This window comes from Terrabacter sp. 2TAF16 (genome assembly GCF_052115065.1).
Taxonomy (GTDB): domain Bacteria; phylum Actinomycetota; class Actinomycetes; order Actinomycetales; family Dermatophilaceae; genus Terrabacter.
In genome coordinates, this window is sequence record NZ_JBFRFZ010000004.1 from 318,035 (window position 1) to 343,601 (window position 25,567).

The following is a 25,567-nucleotide window of genomic DNA, read 5'->3' on the forward strand; positions in this document are numbered from 1 at the left end:
GACGGTCGCTCACGGCATACAGGATCGGTGTGGTCGCGACCGCGCGCGACTACTGTGGCGGCATGGCAGGTCAGGTGCAGGCGCCCTTCTGGGCCAAGGTGATCGCGACCTTCACCGGGTGCGCGTCGATCGGGGCGCTCGCCGGGCTCATGGGCGGCGCGCTGACCCAGGACGTCGGCCGCGGGCTCGTCGTCGGCATCGTCGTCAGTCTGCTTGTCGCGCTGGCCCTCGTGCTCCTCAAGCCGGACCGCATCCGCGGCGAGTGACTGCTGCCTCGACCGCGCGGTGGTCAGGCCCGGTCGCGCCCTGAGGGTGCCACCACGTGCGCCGCCCGCCCCAGCCGGAGCCCGGGCACGAGCGCGGGGACGCGGGCGGCATACGCGTCGTAGTCCGCCCCGAACGTGCGGCGGAGGTCGCGCTCCTCGAAGGTGATCCCGACGGCGATGTAGCCGGTCGCGGCGACGGCGAAGAGGAGGTGGGGCGCGCTCATCCGGGGGGTCGCCCAGAACGCGAGCACCATCCCGGTCATCAACGGATGCCGCACGATCGCGTGGAGCCCGCCGACCTGCAGCGCCGTGGGTCCGTCGTCGGACAGGGTCGTCCGGGCACCCCAGCCCGCCTGCCGGAGCCCGATCAGCTCGAGGTGGTCGACGGCGAAGGTCGCCGCGATCGCGAGGGCCCAGCCCGCCGCGCACAGCGACCAGAGGGCGTATGCCGCCAGCCCCTCGACGTGCCAGACGACCTGGTCCCACGGTTGCCACAGCGCCAGCAGGAGGGCGAGGCACACGTCGGTCGCGAGCACGTAGGTGGTGCGCTCGAGCTCGGCCGGGACCCGGCGCCGGAGCCAGGCCTTCGCCGGGCGGCGCGCCATCACCGAGTGCTGGAGGGCGAAGAGGAGCAGGAGGGCGAGGTCGACGGCGACGGCCCAACCGGTGCTCGTGCGTGCCGGGCCGTCGACGGTGCGGGGGAGCAGCGCGCCGGCGAGGAAGGCCATCGTCCACGCGGTGATGGCGACGAAGCCGCACCAGGCGGCGGCGGAGACGGCGAGGGGCACGATGCGTCGGGTCATCTCCTCATGCTGTCCACGGACAGTCAGCAGCACAGCCGTGGAACTACCCCACTTCTCGGGGTCTCTTTCTACGGGGTGCGCGCGACGTACCAGGCGGCCACCTGCGCGCGGGAGCTGAACCCGAGGCGCACGCGGATCCGCTCGAGGTGCGACTCGGCAGACCGCTCGGTGATGCCGAGCCGGTCGGCGATCTGGCGGTTCGTCAGGCCCTCCGCGACCAGTGCTGCGACCTCCGTCTGGCGCGTCGTCAGCCCGGTCGGCACGGCCCGGCGCAACGTCGGCAGGCCGAGGAAGCGCCGCACCTCGTCGACGACCGACTGCGCGTCGCCGATGGCGGGGAGGTGTGAGCGGCCCTCGAGCTCGACGAGCTCGGCGCCCGGGATCGCCTGTGCGAGAGTGCGTCCCCCGGCGATCGGTGCCGCCCGATCGCCGCGCCGGTGCAGCACGAGGGTCGGCGCGGCCACCTGCCTGAGGTCCGGGCTGACGTCGAGGTCGTAGGCGAGACGCAGCAGCGCGACCGCCGTCTCGGCCGAGGAGGCAGCGCGTTGGTAGCGAGCGAGCGTGCGCCTCGTGCCCGCGTCCGCGTCGGGGGCGAAGACGTCGGTGAGCAGGTCCGACCCGAGTCCCCAGTGGGTGGCGAGCAGGCCGAGCACGTGGTGCCGGCTGTCGTCGTCACCGATGGAGCTGCCGGTGGGCCACCCGCCGTAGAGCACGAGCCGCGACACGGTCTCGGGCCGCTCGGCGGCCCACTGCACGGCCGCCGCCGCGCCGAGCGACCAGCCCAGCAGGTCGAACCGCTCGGCGCCGACCGCGTCGGCCACGGCACCGATCGTCGCGACCTCGAGGTCCATGGTGCGGGGACCGTCGTAGGCGTCGGAGAGGCCGCAGCCGGGGCGGTCGTAGCGCACGAGCGTGCGTCCGGACGACAGCGCCTCGTGGAACATCCGCTCGGCCGGGATGGCCCACCCCATCTCGAGGTGGCTCAGCCATCCGGGGGCGACGACGAGGAACGGACCACTGCCGGTCACGGCATACGCGACCCTCGTCCCGTCCGTCAGGGGCGCCGTCCCCAGGCGCTGCGCAGCCACGCTCTCCAGTGAACCGCACCGGGGCGCCGGCCGGACCCGGGTGTCTCAGCCGGCGTCGGTCGGCATGGTCAGGCCCTCGCGCTCGTCGTCCCACGCGGCGGCGCTGATCCGCCACCCGTCGGCGGTGCGGACGAACTGGATCGTCTTCATCCCGCGCCCGGTGAACGGCTCGCCCTCCTGCGTGCCCGCCTTGGCGTAGCTGCCGAACCAGTGCGCGATGTCGCCGAAGACCTCGACGCGCCCCGCGGCGGGCCACTCGCGGAAGTCGGTGAGCGAGCCACCGGTCAGCAGGGCCTCGCGCGGCGCGATGAACTCCTCGACACCCATGACCGCCGGCTCCATCCCGCACGTGCGCACGATGACGGCCTGCGGGAGCAGCAGCCCGCGCAGCAGGTCCATCCGCTCGGCGCAGCCGGGCCCCGAGACGAACGACCCGAAGAACGCGTCGACCATCCCCTGGATCGCGGCGTGGTCGGTGGTCTCGTCTGCCGTCGGGTCTGTCGTCACGGCCCACACGCTAGCCGCGCCGCGTCGACCGATGGCGTGTGCCGTGTGGCGTGGGCCCGTGGCCGCCTGGCCGGTGCTGGTGGCCTGGCATCGTCAGTCCTCGAAGACGCCCCAGCAGATGGCGTTCCGGCGGACCTGGTCGTCGAGGACGAGTGCGCGGACCCGAGCGTCGAGCTGGCCCCGCTGCCAGTCACGCTCGAGTCGTCCGGCGTCGACCTCGTGGGGGTGTGCAGCGCGAGCGGCCTTGATCGCGTACGCGGAGGCGCCCAGATCGTGCTCGGCCACGTGGCCCACGCAGGCTGCCTGGCCGGCAGCGTATGCCGCAAACCGGGCCGCTCCCTGCAGCGGCCGGGCGGCCCCCATCGCAAGCCCACCGCGGGCTCGCGCATCCATCATCCTCATCTCGCCGCGGGCCCACGCCCGAGCCGCTTCGATGGCGTCCCGAGGGCGGGTGTCCGACGACGCCTCCGCCTCGAAGAGATGCAGCACGTGCTCGGCGCACGTGGCGGCCCACAGCGACAGCAGCCGGTGATCCCCGTCGGTGAGCAGTCCGCCACGGCGGATCGTCACGAGGCGCGGGTCGCGCACCTTCGGCAGGATCATGCGGCCAGCCTGCCAGTGCCCGTTTGGACGCGTCACCCCCACCGATGGCGTATGCCGGGTGCCCGGGTCTGCGTGGACGTGACCTCACGACGCCTTGCGGGTGAAGGTGAAGTGCGTGACACCGGTCGGGGAGGCGACGGTCTCGACGTCGAAGGCCTCCTCGACGCCCTCGAGACCGTCCCAGAGGCGGACGCCGCGGCCGAGCACGATCGGGACCTGGACGAGGTGCATGTGGTCGACGAGCCCGGCGGCGAGGAAGTCACGGACGACGGTGGCACCGCCACCGATCCGGATGTCCTGGCCGTCGGCGGCCGCGCGAACCGTCTCGAGCGCCTCGGCCGGGGTGGCCTCGAGGAAGTGGAAGACGTTGCCGCCCTCCATCTCGAGGGAGGGCCGGGCGTGGTGGGTGAGGACGAAGACGGGCGTGTGGAACGGCGGGTTGGGGCCCCACCACCCCTTCCAGTCCGGGTCGTCGTGCCAGCCGGGCGGGCCGAACTTGTTGGCGCCCATGATCTCGGCGCCGATGCCGGGGCCGTGGCGCTCGGCGTAGGCGTGGTCGACCCCATCGGTGCCGTTCGGGTCCCAGTACTGGGTGCGCATCATCCAGGTGTGGAGCTTCTGGCCGGCGTGCCCGAAGGGGGTCTCGAGCGACTGCGGCTCGCCGGTGGCGAACCCGTCGAGGGAGATCGAGAAGTTGTGGATCCGGGTGCGTGACATCGGTGTCCTCCGTGATGGTCCAGTCGCTCTCCGGTCGTCGCCGCGAGGCAGGTGCTCGGCGACCCGCCCGACTCTAGTGCTGGGTGACGACACTGTCGGCGATGGTGGAGGGGGATCCGGCTGGGCGCTTCCGAAGAATTCTCGAGACGTGTGTCGAGGACCTGCCCACCCGGTCGACGTACGAGTACGAAGGACACCACAGCAACCAGGAGGAGTGATCGACATGCCGCGTTTCATGGGGTTCGTGAGGATGGAAGAGGGGATCGGGACGCCGCCGCAGGCGCTGTTCGACGCGATGGACGTCCACATCGGCGAGCGGGCCGCCGCGGGCGTGTTCCTCGACGGCGGCGGGTTGTACGGGACGGAGGACGCCGTGAACTTCGTCGTCAGCCAGGGCGAGATCACCCAGCACGACGGACCGTACGCCGAGTCCAAGGAGGTCATCGGCGGGTGGTCGATCCTGCAGTACGACACCGTCGAGGAGGCCGTGGCCGACCAGCGGAAGTTCGCCGAGCTGCACGCCGAGCACTGGCCCGAGGTCACGGTGATCTCGACCCTGCGCCAGATCTCCGACGGCCCGGACGCGCCCGGCGACTGACGCAGGACGCATCGGCGAGCGACGGTGGCCGACTTCGGCACTTGGCCACCGTCGTCCGCCGCTCTGGCCCAGACTTGCGCCATGGGTGATCCACTGGACGAGACGAGCGAGGCGTCGGAAGGCGGGCTCGCGACGGTGACGGTCACGCCGGTGCTCGTCGCCGAGCTGCTCGCCGACGGCGAACGGATGCCGGTCTACGTGCACGTCGTCGACCATCCCGACGCGCGCGTGCTGGTCGACACCGGCATGACGCAGCTGCACCCTGGGGTCGACGACATGGATCCTCGGCTGACTCCACTGAGCGAGCAGGCCGGCTTCGACGTGGCCGGCATCGACGTCGTGGTCAACACCCATCTGCACTTCGACCACTGCGGTGGCAACCACCTCTTCGCCGGCAAGCCGGTGTACGTCCAGAGGGCGGAGCTGGATGACGCGCGGACCCAGGACGACTACACGATCCGCGAGTGGGTCGAGGCGCCGGGAGTGCACTACGAGACCGTCGACGGCACGCTCGAGCTGCTGCCCGGAGTCCGGCTCGTGTCGACGCCCGGCCACACGCGAGGCTCGCAGGTCGTCGTCGTCCAGACGGGCGGTCGCTCCGTCGTCATCGCCGGTGACACGGCGGTCTTCTTCGACGAGCTCGACCATCCGCGCACCGAGGGCCAGCGGCTGATCCGGGCACTCGCCCCCGACGAGGTCTGGCTCTCGCACCAGCACGAGCCCTGGCGTCCCGCGGCAGCCGGCCACCCCGTCGGCCGCCGATGACAGGATGGCCGCATGTCCGACGAGCAGGCGCCGGAGGAGCTGGCCGGTGAGCCGGTGATCTCGTTCGCCACGGCCTCCGACTGCGAGGCCTGGTTCGACGAGCACCACCTCGACCGCCGCGGCTTCTGGCTCAAGATCGGCAAGGCGGGGGCGGCCGAGACGGTCACCTACGTCGAGGCGCTCGACGTCGCCCTCTGTCACGGCTGGATCGACGGGCAGAAGCGGGGCTACGACGAGACCTACTGGTTGCAGAGGTTCACCCCGCGCGGACCGCGGAGCACGTGGTCCCAGATCAACCGGGACAAGGCCGAGGCGCTGATCACGGCCGGCCGCATGCGCCCGGCAGGGCAGGAGAAGGTCGACGCGGCGAAGGCGGACGGTCGGTGGGCGGCAGCGTATGCCGGTCAGAAGAGCGCGACCGTCCCCGACGACCTGGCGGTCGCGCTCGCTGCCGACCCGGAGGCCAAGGCGTTCTTCGAGACACTCACGGGCGCCAACCGCTACGCGATCCTCTACCGCATCGGCGACGCCAAGAAGCCGGAGACCCGGTCCGCGCGCATCGCCACGTTCGTCGAGATGTGCCGTCACCACGAGACCCTCCACTGACTCGCTGACCGACGTCGCCGCTGGGGCGCCGGCTCCCTTGTCTCCCCTGCCGGAGTGTGGTTGCGTGGCGAGACCGTCCCCGCCGCTCGGCGAGGCACCACGACGAGGTGGTAACGATGGGCTCGACGTACGACTACGTGATCGTGGGGGCGGGATCGGCGGGCGCCGTGGTCGCTGCCCGGCTGAGCGAGGACCCGGCTGTCACGGTGTGCCTGCTCGAGGCCGGCGGTCCGCCCCCGCCCGCCGAGCTCGTGCCAGCGGCGGTCGCGAGCCTGCAGAACGACCCCGCGACCGACTGGATGTACAACGGCGACCCCGGTGGAGTCGGAAAGGGCCTCGTCGGCGGCCAGATGATGGTGCCGCGCGGGAAGATGCTCGGCGGCTCGTCCGGCCTCAACTACATGGCATACGTGCGAGGGCACCCCGGCGACTTCGACTCGTGGGCCGCCGGCGGCGCGGAGGGCTGGTCCTACGACGAGGTCCTGCCCTACTTCCGCAAGGCCGAGGGCTTCGTGCACAGTCCCGAGCTGCACTCCGACCTCGACGTGCACGGCCACCACGGACCGCTGGGTGTGTCGGTACGCCAGCCGATCCTCCGCGCCTCGAACCAGTTCGTCGAGGCCGCGGGCGCCACGGGCCTGAAGCAGGGTGACTACAACGGTCGCGACCGCCTCGAACCCCAGGGGGTGGCCTCGCTCTTCCAGACGACGACGAAGGACGGCCGGCGCAGCTCGACCTTCCACGCCTACCTCGAGCCGGCGATGGACCGGCCGAACCTCACCGTGGTCACCGGCGCGCTCGTCGAGCGGATCCTCATCGAGGCGGACGGGGACGGGGCCCGCGCCACCGGGGTCGCCTACCGCACCGGGGACGGCACCCTCGAGGAGGTGGCCGCGGGCGCCGAGGTGGTGCTGTGCGCGGGCGCCATCGGGTCGCCGCACCTCCTGCTCCTCTCGGGGGTCGGAGCCCGCGACGAGCTCGCCACCGTCGGGGTGGACTGCCTCGTCGACCTCCCGGACGTGGGGCGTCACCTCAAGGACCACCTCCACACGCCCTTGATGTTCGCCGCCGACGGCATCGGCGAGACGATGACCGAGGTCGCCATGTCCCTCGGCCCGGACGCGCTCCGGGCGCCGGCTGGTCCGCTCCCGGCCGACCCGGCCGACGATGTCGACCTCCCCGAGCCCCTGGCCGCTGCCAAGGCCGAAGCCGAGCGCCGCATCGGCGAGTGGTTCACGACCGGCCGCGGCATCGCGTCATCCTCGCTCTACGACGCCGTCGCGTTCTTCTCGACCGGGCTGGGCGACGAGCACACCCATGACGCGCAGATCGGCTTCCTCGCGACCGGGTACACACCGGCGATCTGGGAGGGCGTCTTCCGACTCCCGCCGTCCGCGTTCTTCGAGGACCCGGAGTCCTTCCTCGACCCGACGCACGGCCAGGTGGTCGTGCTGCCCAATCCGGTGCAACCCCACTCGGAGGGTTCGGTGACGCTGGCCAGCGCCGACCCAGCGGTCCCACCGCGCATCGCGTTCAACTACTTCGGCGACCCGCACGACGTGTTGGTCATGGTCGCCGTGATGCGCAGAGCCCTCGAGATCGCGAAGGCGTGGCCCGGCGGGGGCCTCGGTGAGCCGGTCATCCCGCCGCACCTGGCGAAGGCCCATGGCCACGAGGTCGGATCCGAACCGAGCGACGCGTTGCTGGAGGACCTGGCCCGCCACTACGCGCTGACCGTCTACCACGCGACGTCGACCTGCCGGATCGGGGAGGTCGTCGACCCGCGGCTGCGGGTGCACGGCATCGGGGCCCTGCGTGTGGCCGATGCGAGCGTGATGCCGAACGTCGTCAGCGGCAACACCAACGCCGCGACCATCATGATCGGCGAGAAGGCCGCCGAGCTGATCGCCACGGACCACGGCGTCCACCTCCACGAGCTGGTCGGCTGACGACCGGGCCGGCTCGACGGAGCCACGGACGATCCCGATCCATCGCAGCCAGCTCCTCCGGGGTGATCGCTGGTCGATCGACCCAGCAGGGGCAACTGGGTCGTGGTCCCGCCGTGATCGGGCGGTCAGCTCTCGTGGTCCTCGCGCCGCCGCTTCATCCCGAGTCGCGTTGCTCCTGTGATGACCCGTGCCACGAGGCCCAGGAAGACGAGACCGAGCAGCATCTGCAGCGTTGCCACGAGGCGCGCGGTCTGCGACACGGGTGAGATGTCCCCGTAACCGACGGTCGCGAACGTCGTCACCGTGTAGTAGAGAGCATCGAGCCGTGTCATCGGCTGGGTGTAGCTGCCGGGATCGACGTTGTCGATGACGTAGTGCGAGCTGGCGAACACGATGAGGAACAGCGGACCCGTCGTCGCGAGGGCTTCCACCGTCCGGAGCAGGGGAAATGGCGAACGAACGATTCCGCGGGTCTGGAAGGCGAGCGTCACGACGACGATGACCAACCCGGAGACGAAGATCGTGATCGACCGCGCGTCCGACGACCCGGTGAGCGGGATGCGGAAGTAGACGACGACGGCCACGACCAGCGACAGGGTGACCCGGAGCAGCGCCACGACGACCACTCGACGCGGGGGCGCGATCAGGACCGCTGTCACTCGTGGCGCGGGGCCTTCAGCGTGCTGCGGCGAGGATCCGACCATCACCTCAGACCCCTTCACGCGCTTCGATCCGGCCCGAGCTGATGGCGTCCAGAAAGGCCTCGTAGTCGTGGTCGTTCTGGACGGCGTAGTGTTCCGCGAACTCGGCGACCGCCTTGTCGAACCGCCGCTTGCGGCCGAGGTAGGCCGCGATGGCGACGGGGTCGCCCGTCCGCGCGTGTGCGCGGGCCAGGGTCCAGCCGCAGATCTGGGCGTAGAAGGTCATGCCGGCCGGGATCATCGCCTCGACGACCGCCGCCCCCTTCATGTCTCTGAGCTGGCGCCAGTAGTAGAAGCGGTCCGTCTCGATGCCCGCGGACCAACCGAGGAAGATGTCTGACGCCGACTGGAGCAGGTGCTGGCCCTCGACGACGCGCTGGCCCGAGTCGGCGTACGCGCTTCTGGGCAGGTGCGCCTCGAGGACGGACCGGGTCGCCTCCTTCACCTGGAGGAACAGGGGGTCTCTCTCGTCGCGACCCTCCAGCAGCGCCACGAAGGCCCGGGTCCCCACGGAGCCGACGCCGACGACCTTGCGGGCGACGTCGACGATCGTGTAGCGGTCGAGCAGGCGCCGCTGGCTGTCGCTCAGCGTCACGCTGTAGCGCGCGAAGAACTGCCTGATGATGTCCTCGACGTCGGCGGCGTCCAGCTCGTAGTACTTCTCGAGCTCGCGGCGCGGGATGAGCACGGGTGGCTGGCTGACGATGCGCTGCTTTCCGTCGACGACCTCGGTGAGCTTGGCCAGCGCCTGCAGGTTGGTCCGGCGGTGTGCCTTCCGCAGCAGGGCCTCGCCCGACTTGATCGACGCACCCGCGTGTTTGGCCGAGGCGTGCTGGTGGCCCTTGCTGTCCTTGTCCAGGGCCACCAGGCTCCGGCGGGCCTGCTTCATCCCTGCTCGCAGCTCGGCTTCGGACAGGCGGGCATACCAGACGTCCAGCGTGTTCTGCTGTGCGAACTCCGCCATCGCCTCCCGGTAGGACCTGCCCACGGTCAGGCAGATCTCGCGGACGTCCGAGGGCTCGAACTGGTTGTGGCGCGCCGCGATGACGAAGCTGGCGGCCAACCGCCAGACGTCGAACTCGAACGGGCCGGGCAGCGTCTCGTCGAAGTCGTTGAGGTCGAAGAGCAGCTGCCGTTCCGGCGATGCGTAGACCCCGAAGTTCGACAGGTGGGCGTCGCCACACAGCTGCACATCGAGCCTTGCGGTCCGCCTGGTGGCCAGGTCGGCGGCCATGATCGCGGCCGAGCCGCGGTAGAAGGTGAACGCGGACACCATCATCCGGCCGTGCCGGACCGGAACGAGGTCAGGTTCTCGGGTCGCGTTCTGGGCCTCGAGCAGGCCCACCGGGTCGGGCCGTCCCGGCGGTGGTTGCCAGCCGGCCTGCGCCTCGAGCGGCACGCGGTGCCGCGCCTCCCTGCCGAGGGCCCGTCGCTCGGCAGCGCTCAGGTGCGATGGGGTCCCTGTAACGGTCATGACAACTCCTACGTCTCGGCTGATCGAGCGCCGGGGCCGGGCTTCGGCGACGACGAGCGGAACGCAACGACGGCATCCGCGACGGTCGGGTAGATCTGGTCGACGGAGAGCATCTGCAGGACGCCGAGCTTCTCGAGGGTCGTGCGGAGGTCCGGGTCGACGGCGGCCAGCGCCACCGTCGCTCCTCGGTTGTGGACGAACGTCACGAGCTGGTGCAGCGCGGCCCCTGCCGAGTAGTCGATGTCAGGGATCGACGAGCAGTCGAGCACGAGCCACCGCACCGGGTCCGGCGTCGCCGTGATGAGCTGCTGGACCCCGTCGGAGAACTGGTTGGCGTTGGCGTAGAAGAGGTCGGCGTCGTAGCGGAAGACGAGCAGCCCCGGCGCACTCTGCATGCCCTGCTGCGCTCGGGCGTAGGTCGGCTCGCCCTCGGCGTCGATGCCCATGACGAACCGGTGTGGTCGGTACTGACGCCGCACCATCTCCACGATGGAGAGCACCACCGCCAGGACGATGCCCTGCTCGACGCCGACAGCGAACACGACGACCGCCGTGAGGATCGCGATGTAGAACTCGCTGGGTCGGGCCAGCCAGACCCGGCGCAGCCCGGCGATGTCGATGAGGTCGACGCCGATGAGGAACACGATCGCCCCGAGCACCGGCTTGGGGAGGTTCGTCAGCGCGCTGGTGAAGAACAGCACGATGACGAGCACCACCAGTGCCATGGTGGCGTTGGCCAGCTGGGTCTTGCCCTTCTGCTCGTCGAGGATCTGTGTCTTGGTGGGGCTGCCGTTGACCACGAAGGTGCCGCTCAGGCCTGCCGCGATGTTGGCACCGCTCAGACCGACGATGTCCCGGTTGACGTCGACCCGCTGGCCGTGTCGGGTGGCGAAGCTGCGCGAGGTCGCGGCGCTCTGGGCGATGATGAGGACGAAGCACGAGAAGGCCACGCCCAGCAGCTGCCGCACGTCGGACCAGCCGACTCCCTCGGGCAGTCCGATCGGCGGGAAGCCGCCCTGCATCGGCCCGACGATCGCCACCCCGTGCGACGAGACCTGCAGGGTCGAGGCCAGGATGATCGACAGGATGACCGCGATGATCGCGCCCGGGACCTTCGGGACGAAGCGCTTGAAGCCGAGGATGGTCGCGAGCGTTCCCAGGGCGAAGGCCAGTGCGGGCAGGCTGGTGTCGCCCAGGTGGGTCAGCGTCGACCACTGCTGCTCGAACCAGCCGCCCTTTCCCTTGGGGATCCCGAGCATGTCGGGCAGCTGGCCGGTGAAGACCTGGATGCCCACGCCGGTGAGGAAGCCGATCAGCACCGAGGCGGACAGGAAGTCGCCGAGGAACCCCAGCCGCAGCAGTCGGGCGAGCACGAGCAGGACGCCGCACATGAGCGCGGTCAACGAGGTCAGGGCGAGCCACTGCGGCGAGTTCGGCGTGAGCCCGGCGATCCCGAGGGTGGCGAGGCCACCAGCGAGGATCGCTGCGGTCGCGGAGTCGGCACCGACGACGAGGAGCCGGGACGAGCCGAGCAGCGCGAAGACGAGCGCCGGGAAGAGAACCGTGTAGAGACCGGTGATCACCGGCACCTGGGCGATCGAGGTGTAGCCCATGGTCTCGGGGATGGCCACCGCCGCGAGGGTGAGCCCCGCGATGATGTCCGCCTTCAGCCACGATCGTTGGTAGCCACGCAACGACTCCGGAGCCAGCCGGGACGCGCTGGTGGGCCGATCCGTACTCATGTGCGGCTTCCCTCCTTGGTCGGCCGGGCGTCCTCTGCGCGATACCGCTCCAGCAGCTCCAGCTCTCCCTCGTGCTTCGGGAACAGGGTGAACACGATGACGGCACCTCCGAGGATCGCGATGATGCCCGCCGTATAGGCCCAGTCGGCGCCCGACAGGAACGACTCCCGGGCCGCGGCGATGATCTGCGCCGAGTACTGCGGGTACTGCCCGGCCACGGCGTCGGCGCCGGCAAACGACTTCGTGAGCTCGTTCTGCACACTGCTGGTGATCTCGTCGCCGTTCGAGGCGGCGGCGATGCTGGCACCGACGGCGGCGGCATACCCCGCGGTGAGCAGGGCCCCGAAGACGGACTGCATGATCGCACCGCCGAGGTCACGTTGCAGGTCGGCGGTGCCCGAAGCCATTCCGGCCCGCTGCACCGGGACGGAGCCGGTGAGCGAGTGCGACGCCGGCGTGCCGGCGAACCCGACGCCGATCCCGATGAAGGCGTAGGCGAGGGCGATCTGCCAGTAGGCGCTTCGTTCGGACCAGAAGCCGAGCATCCAGGCGAACGCGAGGAACAGGAACACGTAGCCGGAGAGCAGTGTGAACCGGGATCCGCGTGACTCGATCAGCTTCGCGGAGCGTGGCGCGACGAGGACCATGAAGACCACGGCCGGCAAGAAGGCCGCACCGGCTTCGAAGGTGGAGTAGCCGAGGACGTTCTGGAGGTACTGCTGGCTGACGAAGGCGGATGCCATCAGCGAGCCGAAGACGATGATCCCCGCGCACGCCGCCACCCAGAAGACACGGCGCCCAGCGATGTGGAGGTCGTAGAGCGGTACGGAGGCCCGCCGCTGTCGCACGACGAACGCGACCAGCGCGGCGGCCGCGACGACCGCGAGGCCGAGTGCCAGCGTGCCCTTGCCGGGGACGGGGGCGAAGTTGATCGCGAGGATCAGCGCGCCGACGAGGACGACGGACAGCACGCCGCCGAGGTTGTCCACCGGATCGGTGGTCTCGTTCACGTGAGCCGGCACGAGCATCACGGCCATGACGAGCGCGATCGCGGCCAACGGAAGCGTGACGAGGAAGACCGACCCCCACCAGAAGCGCTCGAGCAGGAAGCCGGCGACCAGCGGTCCCAGAGCGGCGATGCCGCCACCGACCGCAGACCACAAGGCGATCGACCGGGTCCGGGCCGGGCCGGCCCACAGCGCGGCGATCAGCGCGAGGGTCGTCGGGTAGGCCATCCCTGCGGACACGCCGCCGAGTACCCGCCCCAGGAACAGCAGGACGTCGGAGGGGGCGTAGGCCGCCAGTAGGCAGGCCGGCACGGAGAGCGCCATGCCGAGGATGAGCAGCAGCTTGCGGCCGTAGCGGTCGCCGATCGCTCCGAGGTAGAGCACCGACCCGGCGAGCCCGAGGGAGTACCCGACTGCGATGAGGTCGAGCGTCGTCTGGGAGGAGCTGAAGGCGCGGCCGATCGATGGCAGCGCGACGTTGGCGACGGACAGGTTGAGGTTCGCGACCGCTGCGACGGTGATCAGGGCGAGCAGGACGAGCGCCGCGCGCTTGGGCTGGGTCGATGCCTCCGCGCCGGTCGCGCCGGTCGCGCCGGTCGCGCCGGCCGTCGGTGGCCCCTCAGCCATGACGTTCGCCCCTCCTGACGGGCGACATCCCCGGCATCTGCGCTGGTGCAGTTGTCATCGTCAACCCCTCCCGCTCGAGAGCACCGGTCACCATGGTCGGCCTGGTCGGGGCGGGCGCGCATCACCCCGATGGGGTGGGTCTGCAGCTCGCCTCGCGGCTTGAGCAGCTCAGCTGGTTGAGCGGCGGATCGAGATGCCCAGACCCGCGAGGAGGAGCGCTGCCGCGAGCAGACCGGCTGCCGCGCTGAGGTCGATGTCCTGCTCGCTGACCGTGACGTGCTTGGGGAGGTCGGCCAGGACCTGGGTCAGACCGTCGGCGTCGGTCGCGGCGAAGTACTCGCCACCCGTCGTCTGGGCGACTCCCTTCAGGGCACCTTCGTCGACGACGAGGAAGTTGCGACCACCCAACGTCCCGCCGCCCGGACCGCCGAAGTCGCGCGCCCGAGGCTGGAAACCGCCGTACTGGTCGCGCGTGCACGCCATCTGCGTCGGGTTCGTCGTGCCGAAGCCGATCGGATAGACCCGCACTCCTCGCGCCGCGGCCTGCTCCGCGGCCTGCGCCGGCGTCACGCCGCGCGTGTTCGCTCCGTCCGTCAGCAGCACGATGATCTCCGGCGCCACGTCCACGGGCACTCCACCGCCGCCCCCACCCGCACCGCCCGTCGGCGTGGGCGCAGGAGTCGGGTCAGCCAGGCCCGGCCCGTCCGTCGACGGCTCGTCCACGGCATCCGCCGGCGCCACGTTCGGGTCCAGCTCGGCGATCGCGTCGATCGACCGCAGGATCGCCGCGCCGATCGTCGTCCCGCGCCCCGTCGTCACCGCGTCGATCGCCGACAGCAGCTCGCCCCGGTCCGCAGTCGGCGCCACCGCCAGCTGTGCGAACCCCGAGAAGACGACGAGCCCGACCTTCGTCTTGTCGTCCTGCCCCTCGACGAACGACCGCACCGCCGCCTGCGCCGCGCTCAGCCGGTTCGGGGACACGTCCGTCGCGCACATCGACCCCGACACATCCAGGGCCAGGATGATCGTCGCGCTCGACGTCGGCACCTCGGCCCGCACCGTCGGCCGCGCGCTCGCCAGCCCCAGCAGCCCGAGAGCCCCGAGCACCAGGGCAATGGGCACGTGCCGCTTCCACGACGCCGACCCGGCCCCCGCCGCCCGCAGCAGCGCGACGTTCGAGTAGCGCACCGCCTGCCTCCGCCGACGCCGCAGCTGCCACACGTAGACCCCGAGCAGCACCGGCACGAAGACCAGCGTCACGAGCAGCAGCGGCACTCCGAACGACACGTCAGATCACCCGCCCCCGCCGCAGCACCGACACCGTCGCCCCGCCGAGCAGCAGCAGCGCAGCGAACGCCGCCACCCAGGACGTCACCTCGTGCGGCACCGTCCGCGTCGTCCACTGCAGCTCGATCGCGTCATACACGGAAGCCAACGACGCAGCGTCCGACGCCCGGCGGTACGTCCCGCCGGTCATCTCCGCCACCGCCTGCAGCGACGACTCGTCGAGCGCCGTCGCGATGCTGAAGCCGTCGACCTTGATCGTCGTCCCCGCCGGCGTCCCCAGCCCGATCGGCTCGATCCGCACGCCCGCCGCCGACGCGAGCTCGGCCGCGCCGGAAGGCCCGTCGTCCGTCGTGTCCTCGCCGTCGGTGAGCAGCACGATCGCCGTCCCGCCGTGGTAGCCGATCGGCGTCTCCTCGTCCGTCCCCTTCTCCGCATCGCCGGGCGCCTTGACCGGCTTGCCGACGATCGCGCTCAGTCCGCCGAGGATCCCGTCGCTCAGCGACGTGTCGCCGGCCGGCTTGAGCCGCGCCACCGCCGCCAGCACGGCCGCCCGGTCCAGCGTCGGTCGCTGCGTCACGAGCCCCGTCCCGCCGAACGCCACCACGGCGATCCGCACGGACGCCGGCTGCTTCTCCACGAACACCCGCGCCGCCGCCTTCGCCGCCTCGAGCCGCGACGGCTTCACGTCGGTCGCCGCCATGCTGTTCGACACGTCGAACGCGAGCACGACCGTACCCTCGCGGTGCGGCTCCGCGACCGACGCCACCGGGCGGGTCAGCGACAGCACCATGACGGCCAGGGCCGCGATGAGCAGCGCCGGACCCAGGTGCCGCCACCGGGAACGGCCCTGAGCCGGCATGACGAGCCCGTCCGCTGCCAGCGCCGCCCGCCGTGTCTCCTGCGCGCGCAGCACCCGCCGGTAGCCGACGACGAGCACCGGCACGACGAGCAGCCCCGCCAGCGCCCACGGCCACGTCAGCGACAGCTCGCTCATCGCAGCCACCTCATCGCAGCCACCTCATTGCAGCCACCTCATTGCAGCCACCTCATTGCAGCCACCTCATCGCCGTCGCCTCCGCCGCAGCTCGGAGATCCGCAGCAGCGACCGCACGAGGTCGTCGTCGGTCCGCACCGGGTAGAGGTCGACGCCGGCCGTGCGCGCCCGCGCCTCGAGGTCGGCCTGCCGCGACTCCGCGGCCGCCGCGAGCCGGGCCCGGAACGCGACGTCGCTCGTGTCGACGAAGATCTGCTCACCCGTCTCCGCGTCCTCGACGTAGAGCCCGCCCGCGTCGGGCAGCTCGCTCTCGCGCGGGTCGACGACCTGGATCGCGACCACCTCGTGCCGTCGCGCCAGCCGCGACAGCGGCGCCTCCCACCCGTCCGCCGAGATGAAGTCCGACACGACGAGCACGAGCGACCGCCGCCGCGCGATGCCGTATGCCGCCGCGAGCAGCACCCCGAGGTCCGTGACCGTCCCCGAGGGGGCTGGGACTCCAGCCTGCTCAGAGCGACCCAGCACCCGGCGTACGCCACGACGGAGGCTCGACGCTCCACCCTCCCGGGTCCTGGCCTCTCGACGGTTCGGGACGGGGGTGCGGGCCTCGCGGCGGTCGAGCAGCGTCTTCGCGATCCGCAGCACCTGGTTGCGGCCCGACGCCGGCGGGATGACGAGGTCGACCCCGGTGTCCATGACGATGGCGCCGACCCGGCTCCCGCCGCGGGTCAGCACGTGCGCGAGGGTCGTCGCCACCTCGGCGAGCACGAGGTCCTTCTGTCGGTCGACCGGCCCGAAGCCCATCGACGCCGAGTGGTCGAGCAGCAGCCACGCCGTCAGCTCGCGGTCCTCGACGAACTCGCGCACGTAGGGCTCGTCGAGCCGCGCCGTGACGTTCCACTCGATGTGCCGCAGGTCGTCGCCCGGCACGTACTCCCGCAGGTCGGTGAAGTCGAGACCGGCACCGCGGAAGAGCGTCCGGTAGTCGCCCTGGAGTCGCCCGTCGAGCCGCCGCACCACCCTCCACTCGAGGCGCCGCAGCAGGCTCTCGGCGCTCAGCGTGGTGGTCGCGCCCATGTCGCGTCCCCACCGGGGCCGCCAGCACCACCATCAGGCCCAGCCCCGAAAGCGCCTGCCACAGAAGCCGACCCGGCAGCCCGCTCGCGCAACGGAGCCGTCGGCACCGGGACGGCCGCGAGGAGCGGCGTCAGCAGGTCGTCGGGCGAGAGGTCCTCGGCCAGCGCCTCGTAGGACAGCACGATCCGGTGCCGCAGCACGTCCCGCGCGAGGTCGCGCACGTCGTCGGGCAGCGCGTAGTCCCGTCCCCGGAGGAAGGCCAGCGCCCGCGCCGCCAGCACGAGGTTGATCGACGCGCGCGGGCTCGCGCCGTACGTCAGCAACCGGGCCAGGTCGTCCCGGCCCACGCTCGCCGGCTCACGGGTCGCGGTGGCCAGCCGGACGCCGTACTCGATGACCGCGGGGTCGACGTAGACCGCGTCCGCCTCGCGCTGGAAGCCGCGCAGCATCTCCGGGTCGAGCACCGTGACGGTCGCGACCGCCGCCGAGATCTGCCGCTCGACGACGACGAACTCCTCGGCGGCAGAGGGATATCCGATGAGCACCTTGAGCATGAAGCGGTCGACCTGGGCCTCGGGCAGCGCATACGTCCCCTCGGACTCGATGGGGTTCTGCGTCGCCATCACGAGGAACGGGTCCGGCGCCGGGAAGGTCTCGCGCCCGATCGTCACCTGCCGCTCCTGCATGACCTCGAGCAGCGCGCTCTGCACCTTCGCCGGCGCGCGGTTGATCTCGTCGGCGAGCACGAGGTTGGCGAAGACGGGCCCGAGCGAGACCTGGAACTCGCCGTCCTTCTGGTTGTAGATGCGCGTCCCGACGAGGTCGGCGGGCACGAGGTCGGGCGTGAACTGGATGCGCTGGAACTCCCCGCCGATGGCCTGCGCGAGCGTCTTGATCGCCATCGTCTTGGCCAGCCCCGGCACGCCCTCGACGAGCAGGTGCCCCCGCGCCAGCAGCGCGACGAGCATCCGCTCGACGAGCACGTCCTGCCCGACGATCGTCCGCTTCACCTCGTAGAGCGCCTGCTCGAGCGCGTGTCGAGCGTGCTGACCAGTGGGTGCCTGTCCGTCCATGCCGTCCTCCTGCTCGTTCACCGCTGCTGGGTCACGCTGCTCGTTCACGCTGCTGGGTCACGCTCGTCGATGGCGTATGCCGGGTGCTCGCCTCCCCGCGGAGGCTCGGTCTCAGCGGGGCGGGCTGCCCGCGGCCCCTCCCGCCGTCGCGATCGGCACCGCGAAGCCGATGCCGACGAAGAGGCTCTGGTCCGTCGGGTTCGCCAGCCCCGTGACGATCCCGACGACCTGCCCGGCCTTGTTGAGCAGCGGTCCGCCCGAGTTGCCCGGGTTGACCGCCGCGTCGATCTGGATGAGGTGCTCGAGCTTGCGGTCGCCCTCGACGCGCACCGTCCGGTCGAGTGCCGACACGACGCCCGCCGACAGCGAGTCGGTGAGGCCGAGCGGGTGGCCGACGGCGAAGACCGGCGCCCCGACCGCCACCCCACCGCCGAGCACGGCGGGCACGACGGTCTCGGGGAGCTTCGAGGGCGTGAGCGTCGCGATGTCGCTCTCCGGCTTCTCGGTCGCGACCTTCGCCGGCGAGGTCGTGCCGTCGGCGAAGGTGATGGTGATGTTCGTCGACCCGTCGACCACGTGCAGTGCGGTCAGCACGGTGCCGTCCTCGTTGACGACGACCCCCGCGCCGCTGCCCTCCTGCTGCCCCCCGGCCACGGTGTCGCGGGTCTCGATGAGGACGAGCGACGGCGCGATCGCCGCGTGCGCGGCCGACCCGTCGGCCGGCGCGGCGGCCTCCGCCTCCGCCTGCTTCTCGATGCCGCGCCGGACGCTCGTGTCGACGTCGCGCTGCGTGAGGACGGGCGGTCCCGGAGGTCGCGTCACGGCGTACGTGCTGACGAGCGCGACGATGACCGCCAGCGCGACGAGGCCCCACCACGCGCGGCGCGGCACCCGCGCCGCCCGGTCGCGGACGCGCTGCCACCGGCGCGGTGGGGGAGGCTCGGGCTCTGGGTCGGGCGCGTCGAGGAGGAGCCTGGCGCCTGGGGCGACGGCGGTGTCGATCGCGGGAGGAGCGGTGACCCGTGCCACCTTCTCGACTGTACGTTTCCTGAGACCCGAGCGGCAGGGGCTGTCGAGTCTTCACAGGATCCGGCGAAGCGGGGACGTCGACGGTGGTGAGGGGTAGACAATGCGTATGCCGACCGCCGCGTCCCTGCTGAGCGAGCACCTCCGCGAGCAGCGGGAGGCCCTCGCGACCGCCGAGGCCGCCGTACGCGCAGGGGAGCCCGAGGGGGTCCACGACCTCCGGGTCGCGATGCGTCGGATCCGCAGCGCCCTCGCCAGCTTCCACGCGCTCGTCGACCCGGCCGTCACCGAGCCGCTCCGCGACGAGCTGCGCTGGGCGGCCGGTCGCCTCGGGGAGGCACGCGACGCCGAGGTCGTCCAGGACCTCGTCGACACGCTCCTCGACGACATCGGCCCCGCCGGCCTCACCGGCATCGACGAGGCCGTGACCGGTCTCCGGGCCCGGCTGCACCTCGACGCCACAGCCGCCACCGAGGTCATCGACGAGACCCTCGGGTCGAGCCGGTATGCCGCCGCGATCGCCCTGCTCGACAGCGTCGTCACGCACCCGCCCTTCACCGACGACGCCGAACGGGGCGCGAAGAAGGTCGTGCGCACCGTGCTGCGCAAGGAGGGCAAGCGCGTGCGTGAACGGGCGGACCTCGCCGAGGCCGCCGTCGCCACGGGTGACTCCGAGCTGAGGTCCGCCTGCCTCCACGACGTGCGCAAGGCCGCCAAGCGGCTGCGCTACGCCGCCGAGGCCGTGGCGCCGGTGACCGGGTCCACGGTCGGCCTCGTGGCCGAGCGGGCGGCTGACGTGCAGGGGCTCCTCGGCGAGCACCACGACGCCGTCGTCACCCGGGCGACGCTGCGGCACCTGGCCATCGACGAGGACGCGGGCGTTGCGGCGGCCTTCCTCCTCGGCCACCTCGACGCCGACGAGCAGCGCGCCGCGGACCGTCTCGAGCGCCGCGGCGGCAAGGCACTGCGTCGCCTCGACCGCGCCATCGACCAGGCCATCGCCTAGGAGACCGAGCCTGCGTCGGTGATCAGGCGGGGGACGGGCTGGTCCGGGTGGGGGTCGTCGCCGACCTCCTGCTGCGCGAGCCACATCCGCGCCTCGAGCTCGTCGCGCACCTCGGCATAGGAGGGGTCGTCGGCGACGTTGACGAGCTCCTCGGGGTCTGCCTCGAGGTCGTAGAGCTCCCACTCCTGCGCGAAGCGCCGGTCCGAGCAGCCCGGCAGCCCGAGCCCGTCGTTGTAGAAGAAGATCAGGGTGTAGCGGTGCGTGCGGTAGCCGTAGTGCGCCCCGACCTGGTGGCTCCGGTCGTCGTGCATCCAGTAGCGGTAGTAGAAGCCCTCCCGCTCCCGATCGCGCTGCGCCCCAGCCGGATCCGTGAGGTCACCCCAGAACGAGCGCCCCTGCATCCGCTCCGGCACGTCGACGCCGGCCGCATCGAGCAGGGTCGCCGCGATGTCGACGTTCGTGACGATCCGGTCGAGCGCCTGCCCGGCCGCGACGGCGCGCGGGTAGGAGAGGACGAACGGCATCCGGATCGACTCCTCGTACATGAAGCGCTTGTCGAACCAGCCGTGGTCGCCGAGGAAGAAGCCCTGGTCGGAGGAGTAGACGACGATCGTGTCGTCGAGCTCGCCGCGGTCGGCGAGCCACGACGTCAGGCGACCGACGTTGTCGTCGACGGACGCGACGCACGCGAGGTAGTCCTCCATGTAGCGCTGGTACTTCCACAGCGCCTCCTCGTCCGCCGACAGCCCGGGCGGCACCGGCTGCTTGAGGTCCTCCTCGGTGAGGTGGTCGGCGATCCGCATGGCCGCCCGCCGCGCCGTGTCGGACCGTCCCGCCAGGTCGTCGGTGAACGTCGCCGGCACTGGGATCGGCATGCTCCCGGCGGGCCCGCCCTCGGCATACATCCCCGCGTGCGCGGCGTCGGGCTCCCACGGTCGGTGCGGCGCCTTGTGCCACACGAGCACGCACCACGGCGGCTTCTCCCCGTCGCCGTCGCCGTCGCCGTCCCCGTCGCCGTCCCCGTCGTGGTCGCCCTCGTCCAGGGACTCGACCCAGTCGATGGCGAGGTCGGTGATGAGGTCGGTCGCGTAGCCCGGCTCGACGCGCAGCCCGTCGGCGGAGAGGAAGCGCGGGTCGTGGTACTCGCCCTGGTCGATGAGCGCGTCCCACCGGTCGAAGCCCTGGGGGTCGTGGTCGATGCCGCCGCTCGAGCCCTGCCCCATGTGCCACTTGCCGACGAACGCCGTGCGGTAGCCCGCCTCGCGCAGCGCCGTGACGAAGGTCGGTTGCGACGCGTCGATGAACGTGTCGAGGGTCGTCACACCGTTGACGTGGCTGTAGGTGCCGGTGAGGATCGAGGCCCGGCTCGGCGCGCACAGCGAGTTCGTCGCGAAGAGGTTGTCGAGACGCACCCCGGCCGCCGCGACCGCGTCGATGTGCGGCGTGCGGTTGACGACCGAGCCGTAGGTGCCGATGGCGTGCGCGGCGTGGTCGTCGCTCAGCATGAAGACGATGTTGGGCCGGCGGTCGCTCATGAGTCGGCCCCGCCGTCGGCTGCGTCACCGGCTGCGTCACCGGCCCCGTCACCGGCCGGCGGCGTGCGGTGCGCGTCGGCGGCGGCCTGGATGCGCGCCAGGTGGTCGGTCCACCACGCCTCGCCGCCCAGGTCGTCGTGGTCGCGTCCGCCCCGCCCGTCGATCGTCTCCCGGAGGATGTCAGCGTGGCCGCCGTGCTGCGACACCTCGGCGACGCAGCGCACCAGGAGCGAACCGAGGGTCGTCGACCGGCGCTCCTCCGGCCACCACGCGACGCTCGCCGGGGCGTCGAGCCCGAGCTCGCGCACGACGGCGTCGCAGTGCACCGCGGCCCGCTCGTAGAGCCCGACGAGGTCGGCTCGCGACTCCTCGGCCGTCGCCCACATGTCGGCCGAGCCCCAGATCGAGTCGTCCTCGACCCACGGCAGCCGCTCGCCCGACGGCCGCCCGACCGAGTCGCCGAGGTAGGCGAGCTGGACGCCGGCGACGTGCTTGACGAGCCCGAGCAGGTTGGTCCCGCTGGGCGTGATCGGGCGCCGCACGTCGTAGTCGCCCAGCCCGTCGAGCGCCTTGAGCAGCCCGTCACGCCCCTCCTGCAGGTAGCGCAGGAGGTCGTCGACGAGGTGGGGCCCGCCCACCCGCGTCGACTCGCTCGTCCCACTCACGTGGCTGGTCCCGCTCGGCGTCGTGCTCACGCCGACCACGCTAGACGCCTCCCCCGACCACGGCGAGGGATCGCGCCCTCACCGCAGACGGGTATGCCGTGTCACCGGGTCGTCAGGAGGGGGCGCCTTCCAGCGCCTTGGCGTCACCTCGCCTCGCGGCCGGTGAGCCCGGCGTCGGGGCGAAGCGCCAGATGATGCCCTGCTGTGCGAAGGTCCAGGCGTTGTTGACGAACCAGTAGGCGATGAGGCCCGCCGGCACGACGAGCGCCGCTGCGAGGACGCCGACCGCGCCGAGCCACGGCATGAGTCGCTGGACCGTCGCCATCCCCTCGGGCAGGTCGGTGGCGTCGGTCATCGGCAGCACGAACCAGCGCTGCGCGAGCAGGCTCAGCGCGGCCGCCCCGAGCGCGACCGCGACGAGGACGAGCCCGGCCACGGGGTTCGACCCCAGCGTCGTGCCGAGGTGGCTCGTCAGGTGCAACCCGGCGAGGGACGCGGCCGACGCCGAGGCGACGAGCCCGGCGTCGAGCGCCCCGACCGAGTGTCCGGCCGTGAGGTCGGAGACGACGCGGTAGAGCGCGTAGAAGAGCGGCAGCTGGAGCAGCGCCGGCGCGAGGCTCCACCCCGAGACGCCGTGCTCGGCGTGGATCGCCTTCTGCTCGGCGCGCATCGCGGTCAGCTGCTCGAGGTCGCGGCTGCCGGCATACCTCTGGCGCAGCTCGCGCAGCTGGGGCGCGGCGTGGGCGCGGGCGTGCGAGCTGCGCACCCCGTGGATCGTCACGGGCAGCAGCACGGTGCGGACGGCGACGACGAGCAGCGCGACGGCGAGCAGCCAGGCGCCCGCGGAGCCGGGGCTCAGGCCGAGCGCGCCGGTGACGTCGTGGGTGGCCGCGAGCACCGCGGCGACGGCATGGGTGAAGGGGGACAGCAGGTCAGGCATGGGTGAGCTCCTCGGCTCGGGCCCGCGCGGGGCCGGGATGGGTGGGCAGAGGCCCGGACGTCGCAGGTGCGACGAACGGGGTCAGTGCCGACCCGGAGCCCGAGGACGCTGTGGGCAGCGCGGTGCGTCGAGGGCGCACCAGTACGCCGTCGACGCGGGCACGGCGCCGGGGACCCCCGACGTGTGGACGCGCACCGGCAGAGGACGCACCGGGCGCACCGCGGTCCTGGCGAGCACGACGGTCAGGACGCCGACGGTCGCCGCGGTGAGGAGCACCTGACCGGCTCCCGCACCCGAGACGGTGCCGAGAACGGTGCCGAGAACGGTGCCGAGAACGGTGCCGAGGAGGACGACGACCGCCGCGGCGAGGCTCGCGGCGAGGCTCGCGGGGAGCACGGCCACGTCGGCGGACGCGCGGTGGCGCAGGACCCTCATGCCCTCTCCTCTCGTGACCTGGCTGCTCGGCAGCCCGGGTTCGTCGACCCACCTCGAGCGTACGTCACCGTCTCTGCCCGACCACGCTCGCGGCGGCATACGACCCGTGCCGGCGCGACGGCTGCGCGACCCCGAGGACCAGTTCGACTCCGACGGGAAGGAGGCGCTCGTGGCCCTGATGCGGTGGGACTTCGGTGAGATCGGCTGGTGGGTTCGGCACGTCCGCGCTGACGCCGGAGGAGACCGCCGAGCAGGGTGCTCGTCCAGGCGTGCGCCCTCGGTCGGCGCGGTCTCTGACGACCTACGGGCGCGGGTGGCCCCACCGCCCTATCCTCGGACTCGGGAGCCCATCCCCCGCGACCCTCGAGGAGGGCGGCATGGCCGAGTCCAGCAGCGGGCCCGATCACGGGCAGGAGCGTGGGCAGAAGCGTGGGCAGAAGCGCGGGCCCGAACGCGGGGCGGACGACGACGCGAAGGCGCCGAGGACCGCCCCGACGAGTGCCCCCGGCCGGCCCGGCCCTCTCGACCCTCTCGACCGTTCCGGCCCGACGAGCCGCGCGGAGCGCCGAAAAGTCCTCGTCGGCCTGCCCCTCCTCGATCGGTACGGACTCGTCCTCGTCCTCGTGCTGGCCACGATCGCCGTCCAAGGACTCGTCGACACCCGTGGCTCGGTCGTCTCCCAGCTCTTCGCGCACGCGATCAGTGGCCTGGCGCTCGTCGCGGCGGCCCGTGCGTCAGGGCTGCGACGTCGCTGGCGTCGCGCCGTCAACGTCCTCGTCGCCGCGGTCCTCATTCTCAGCGTCGCGACGTTGACCTACCGTCGCGCCGATGGCAACCAGACGGTGCCCCCCGAGACGGTGTGGCTGCTCGCCGCCGCGCTGACCCCGGTGCTCATCGCCCGACGGGTGCTGCAGCACACCGTGGTCACCGTTCAGACCATCATGGGCTCGGTCGCTGCCTATCTCCAGATCGCCGTGACCTATGCCTTCCTCTTCCAGACCCTCGACGCGTTCACCTCGACCCCGTTCTTCGGTGAGGACGTGCCGACGACGACGTACATGTACTTCAGCCTCGTGACGATCTCGACGGTCGGCTTCGGTGACGTCGCAGCAGTGACGGATCTCGGCCGGATGGCTGCGGCGAGTGAGGCCGTCATCGGCCAGGTCTACCTCGTCACGTTCGTCGCGCTCATCGTCGCTCGCTTCGCGGCGGGTATGCCGCGTGCCTCGGCCGCTGTCGGCGCCGGCGGGGTGCCCGGCGGGGCCCGGGCCCCTCGCACCCTCTTCGAGGCGTTGGACTCGTCCAGGACGCAGCAGCCGCCTCCCGAGGGCGAGCCGGAGGAGCCGGAGGACGGCCCACCGGGCAGACCCGGGGCCGAGGGCTCGGCCTAGCATCGGCGCATGTCCGACGTGCCCGACGTGCCCGACGTGCCCGACGTTCTCGACCGGATCGCGGCGACCGGTACGACCGGTACGACCGGTACGACCGGTACGACCGGTACGACCGATGCGCCGGCGGTGCGTGATGCCACGCCCGCCGACGCCGCGGCGTGCGCTGCGATCTACGCCCCCTACGTCACCGGCACGACGGTCACCTTCGAGACGGAGCCTCCCGACGTCGCCGAGATGGAGCGCCGGATCGCCAAGGCGCAGGCGCGGCACGCCTTCCTCGTGCTCGAGGACGCGGGAGAGGTCGTCGGCTACGCGTATGCCGGACCGTTCAAGGAGCGGGCGGCGTACCGGTGGTCGTGCGAGGTGTCGGTCTACCTCGCGGGCGATCGGCGGGGTCGCGGCGGTGGGCGGCGGCTCTACGAGGCTCTGCTCGAGCGGCTCACGGCCCGCGGCTACCGGATGGCCGCAGCCGGGATGACCCAGCCCAACGTGGCGAGCGGCCGACTGCACGCGGCGATGGGCTTCGAGCCGGTCGGCACCTACCGCGACATCGGTTGGAAGTTCGGCGCCTCGCACGACGTCGTGTGGGTCCAGCGACCCCTCGGTGACCCGCTCCCGTCCGGGGGCGCCGCCGAGAACCCGCCCGAGCCCACCTGACGGGCCAGCGCCGGTGCCCACCTGACCG

26 protein-coding genes are annotated in these 25,567 nt (G+C 72.0%); 8 read left to right on the forward strand and 18 right to left on the reverse strand.

Annotation, left to right across the window (positions count from 1 at the left end; translation table 11 throughout):
- Positions 1–62 precede the first annotated feature (62 nt).
- Positions 63–266 carry a hypothetical protein gene (locus tag AB4Z14_RS07005; protein ID WP_442274582.1) on the forward strand — a complete coding sequence of 68 codons (204 nt, stop codon included), beginning with the start codon at positions 63–65 and terminating at the stop codon, positions 264–266.
- A 23-nt stretch (positions 267–289) separates the two neighbouring features.
- On the opposite strand, the gene AB4Z14_RS07010 is transcribed toward AB4Z14_RS07005, so the two are convergent.
- From AB4Z14_RS07010 to AB4Z14_RS07030, 5 genes are all read right to left on the reverse strand, one after another.
- On the reverse strand, positions 290–1,069 hold the full coding sequence (locus AB4Z14_RS07010; RefSeq protein WP_442274583.1) for a methyltransferase family protein: 780 nt from the start codon (positions 1,067–1,069) through the stop codon (positions 290–292).
- A gap of 68 nt (positions 1,070–1,137) precedes the next feature.
- Positions 1,138–2,157, reverse strand: a complete 1,020-nt coding sequence (locus AB4Z14_RS07015; protein WP_442274584.1) for an alpha/beta fold hydrolase — start codon at positions 2,155–2,157, stop codon at positions 1,138–1,140.
- 45 nt (positions 2,158–2,202) lie between these two features.
- Entirely contained in the window at positions 2,203–2,664 is a 462-nt protein-coding gene (locus AB4Z14_RS07020; RefSeq protein WP_442274585.1) for a DUF4440 domain-containing protein, read from the reverse strand.
- A gap of 93 nt (positions 2,665–2,757) precedes the next feature.
- Complete coding sequence (locus AB4Z14_RS07025; RefSeq protein WP_442274586.1) at positions 2,758–3,267, reverse strand: putative immunity protein; 510 nt, start codon at positions 3,265–3,267, stop codon at positions 2,758–2,760.
- An 84-nt stretch (positions 3,268–3,351) separates the two neighbouring features.
- Positions 3,352–3,984 carry a dihydrofolate reductase family protein gene (locus AB4Z14_RS07030; protein WP_442274587.1) on the reverse strand — a complete coding sequence of 211 codons (633 nt, stop codon included), beginning with the start codon at positions 3,982–3,984 and terminating at the stop codon, positions 3,352–3,354.
- A gap of 250 nt (positions 3,985–4,234) precedes the next feature.
- Here AB4Z14_RS07030 and AB4Z14_RS07035 point away from each other — a divergent pair, with 250 nt between their 5' ends.
- The 4 genes from AB4Z14_RS07035 to AB4Z14_RS07050 all read left to right on the forward strand — a co-directional run bounded on the left by AB4Z14_RS07035 (position 4,235) and on the right by AB4Z14_RS07050 (position 7,902).
- Positions 4,235–4,582 carry a YciI family protein gene (locus tag AB4Z14_RS07035; RefSeq protein WP_442274588.1) on the forward strand — a complete coding sequence of 116 codons (348 nt, stop codon included), beginning with the start codon at positions 4,235–4,237 and terminating at the stop codon, positions 4,580–4,582.
- A gap of 81 nt (positions 4,583–4,663) precedes the next feature.
- Positions 4,664–5,347, forward strand: coding sequence for an MBL fold metallo-hydrolase (locus AB4Z14_RS07040; protein ID WP_442274589.1), 684 nt, complete (start codon positions 4,664–4,666; stop codon positions 5,345–5,347).
- Positions 5,348–5,359: 12 nt separating this feature from the next.
- Positions 5,360–5,953: a YdeI/OmpD-associated family protein gene (locus tag AB4Z14_RS07045; RefSeq protein ID WP_442274590.1), complete on the forward strand. Its 594-nt coding sequence runs from the start codon at positions 5,360–5,362 to the stop codon at positions 5,951–5,953.
- Between the two features lie 116 nt (positions 5,954–6,069).
- Complete coding sequence (locus AB4Z14_RS07050) at positions 6,070–7,902, forward strand: GMC family oxidoreductase (protein ID WP_442274591.1); 1,833 nt, start codon at positions 6,070–6,072, stop codon at positions 7,900–7,902.
- A gap of 125 nt (positions 7,903–8,027) precedes the next feature.
- On the opposite strand, the gene AB4Z14_RS07055 is transcribed toward AB4Z14_RS07050, so the two are convergent.
- From AB4Z14_RS07055 to AB4Z14_RS07095, 9 genes are all read right to left on the reverse strand, one after another.
- A complete protein-coding gene (locus AB4Z14_RS07055) occupies positions 8,028–8,519 on the reverse strand; it encodes a potassium channel family protein (protein ID WP_442274592.1) in 492 nt (163 codons plus the stop codon).
- Positions 8,520–8,610: 91 nt separating this feature from the next.
- Complete coding sequence (locus AB4Z14_RS07060) at positions 8,611–10,077, reverse strand: DUF2252 domain-containing protein (RefSeq protein ID WP_442274593.1); 1,467 nt, start codon at positions 10,075–10,077, stop codon at positions 8,611–8,613.
- Between the two features lie 8 nt (positions 10,078–10,085).
- On the reverse strand, positions 10,086–11,819 hold the full coding sequence (locus tag AB4Z14_RS07065; protein WP_442274594.1) for a SulP family inorganic anion transporter: 1,734 nt from the start codon (positions 11,817–11,819) through the stop codon (positions 10,086–10,088).
- The gene (locus AB4Z14_RS07070; protein WP_442274595.1) at positions 11,816–13,453 is read right to left on the reverse strand and encodes an MFS transporter; all 1,638 of its coding nucleotides are present in this window, start codon (positions 13,451–13,453) and stop codon (positions 11,816–11,818) included. Before AB4Z14_RS07070 ends, AB4Z14_RS07065 begins: the two co-directional genes overlap by 4 nt.
- A gap of 168 nt (positions 13,454–13,621) precedes the next feature.
- The gene (locus tag AB4Z14_RS07075) at positions 13,622–14,740 is read right to left on the reverse strand and encodes a VWA domain-containing protein (protein WP_442274596.1); all 1,119 of its coding nucleotides are present in this window, start codon (positions 14,738–14,740) and stop codon (positions 13,622–13,624) included.
- A 1-nt stretch (position 14,741) separates the two neighbouring features.
- On the reverse strand, positions 14,742–15,677 hold the full coding sequence (locus AB4Z14_RS07080) for a VWA domain-containing protein (RefSeq protein ID WP_442274597.1): 936 nt from the start codon (positions 15,675–15,677) through the stop codon (positions 14,742–14,744).
- Between the two features lie 123 nt (positions 15,678–15,800).
- A complete protein-coding gene (locus AB4Z14_RS07085; protein ID WP_442274598.1) occupies positions 15,801–16,811 on the reverse strand; it encodes a DUF58 domain-containing protein in 1,011 nt (336 codons plus the stop codon).
- Positions 16,790–17,884, reverse strand: a complete 1,095-nt coding sequence (locus AB4Z14_RS07090; RefSeq protein WP_442274599.1) for an AAA family ATPase — start codon at positions 17,882–17,884, stop codon at positions 16,790–16,792. The genes AB4Z14_RS07085 and AB4Z14_RS07090 overlap by 22 nt, the downstream gene beginning before the upstream one ends.
- Positions 17,885–17,995: 111 nt before the next feature.
- Positions 17,996–18,913 (reverse strand): S1C family serine protease, encoded by a 918-nt coding sequence (locus AB4Z14_RS07095; protein ID WP_442274600.1) that lies wholly within the window; start codon positions 18,911–18,913, stop codon positions 17,996–17,998.
- A 100-nt stretch (positions 18,914–19,013) separates the two neighbouring features.
- Here AB4Z14_RS07095 and AB4Z14_RS07100 point away from each other — a divergent pair, with 100 nt between their 5' ends.
- Complete coding sequence (locus AB4Z14_RS07100; protein WP_442274601.1) at positions 19,014–19,916, forward strand: CHAD domain-containing protein; 903 nt, start codon at positions 19,014–19,016, stop codon at positions 19,914–19,916.
- Here the strand turns inward: AB4Z14_RS07100 and AB4Z14_RS07105 are convergent.
- From AB4Z14_RS07105 to AB4Z14_RS07120, 4 genes are all read right to left on the reverse strand, one after another.
- Positions 19,913–21,451 (reverse strand): sulfatase family protein, encoded by a 1,539-nt coding sequence (locus AB4Z14_RS07105; RefSeq protein WP_442274602.1) that lies wholly within the window; start codon positions 21,449–21,451, stop codon positions 19,913–19,915. The genes AB4Z14_RS07100 and AB4Z14_RS07105 overlap by 4 nt on opposite strands.
- Positions 21,448–22,146: a DinB family protein gene (locus AB4Z14_RS07110; RefSeq protein WP_442274603.1), complete on the reverse strand. Its 699-nt coding sequence runs from the start codon at positions 22,144–22,146 to the stop codon at positions 21,448–21,450. Before AB4Z14_RS07110 ends, AB4Z14_RS07105 begins: the two co-directional genes overlap by 4 nt.
- Before the next feature lie 82 nt (positions 22,147–22,228).
- On the reverse strand, positions 22,229–23,056 hold the full coding sequence (gene yidC, locus AB4Z14_RS07115) for a membrane protein insertase YidC (RefSeq protein WP_442274604.1): 828 nt from the start codon (positions 23,054–23,056) through the stop codon (positions 22,229–22,231).
- Between the two features lie 81 nt (positions 23,057–23,137).
- Positions 23,138–23,491 (reverse strand): hypothetical protein, encoded by a 354-nt coding sequence (locus AB4Z14_RS07120; protein ID WP_442274605.1) that lies wholly within the window; start codon positions 23,489–23,491, stop codon positions 23,138–23,140.
- Between the two features lie 377 nt (positions 23,492–23,868).
- Between AB4Z14_RS07120 and AB4Z14_RS07125 the strand changes: the two genes are divergently transcribed.
- Together AB4Z14_RS07125 and AB4Z14_RS07130 are read left to right on the forward strand one after the other, a co-directional pair.
- Positions 23,869–24,882, forward strand: coding sequence for a potassium channel family protein (locus tag AB4Z14_RS07125; RefSeq protein WP_442274606.1), 1,014 nt, complete (start codon positions 23,869–23,871; stop codon positions 24,880–24,882).
- Between the two features lie 9 nt (positions 24,883–24,891).
- A complete protein-coding gene (locus AB4Z14_RS07130; RefSeq protein WP_442274607.1) occupies positions 24,892–25,539 on the forward strand; it encodes a GNAT family N-acetyltransferase in 648 nt (215 codons plus the stop codon).
- Positions 25,540–25,567: the final 28 nt, after the last annotated feature.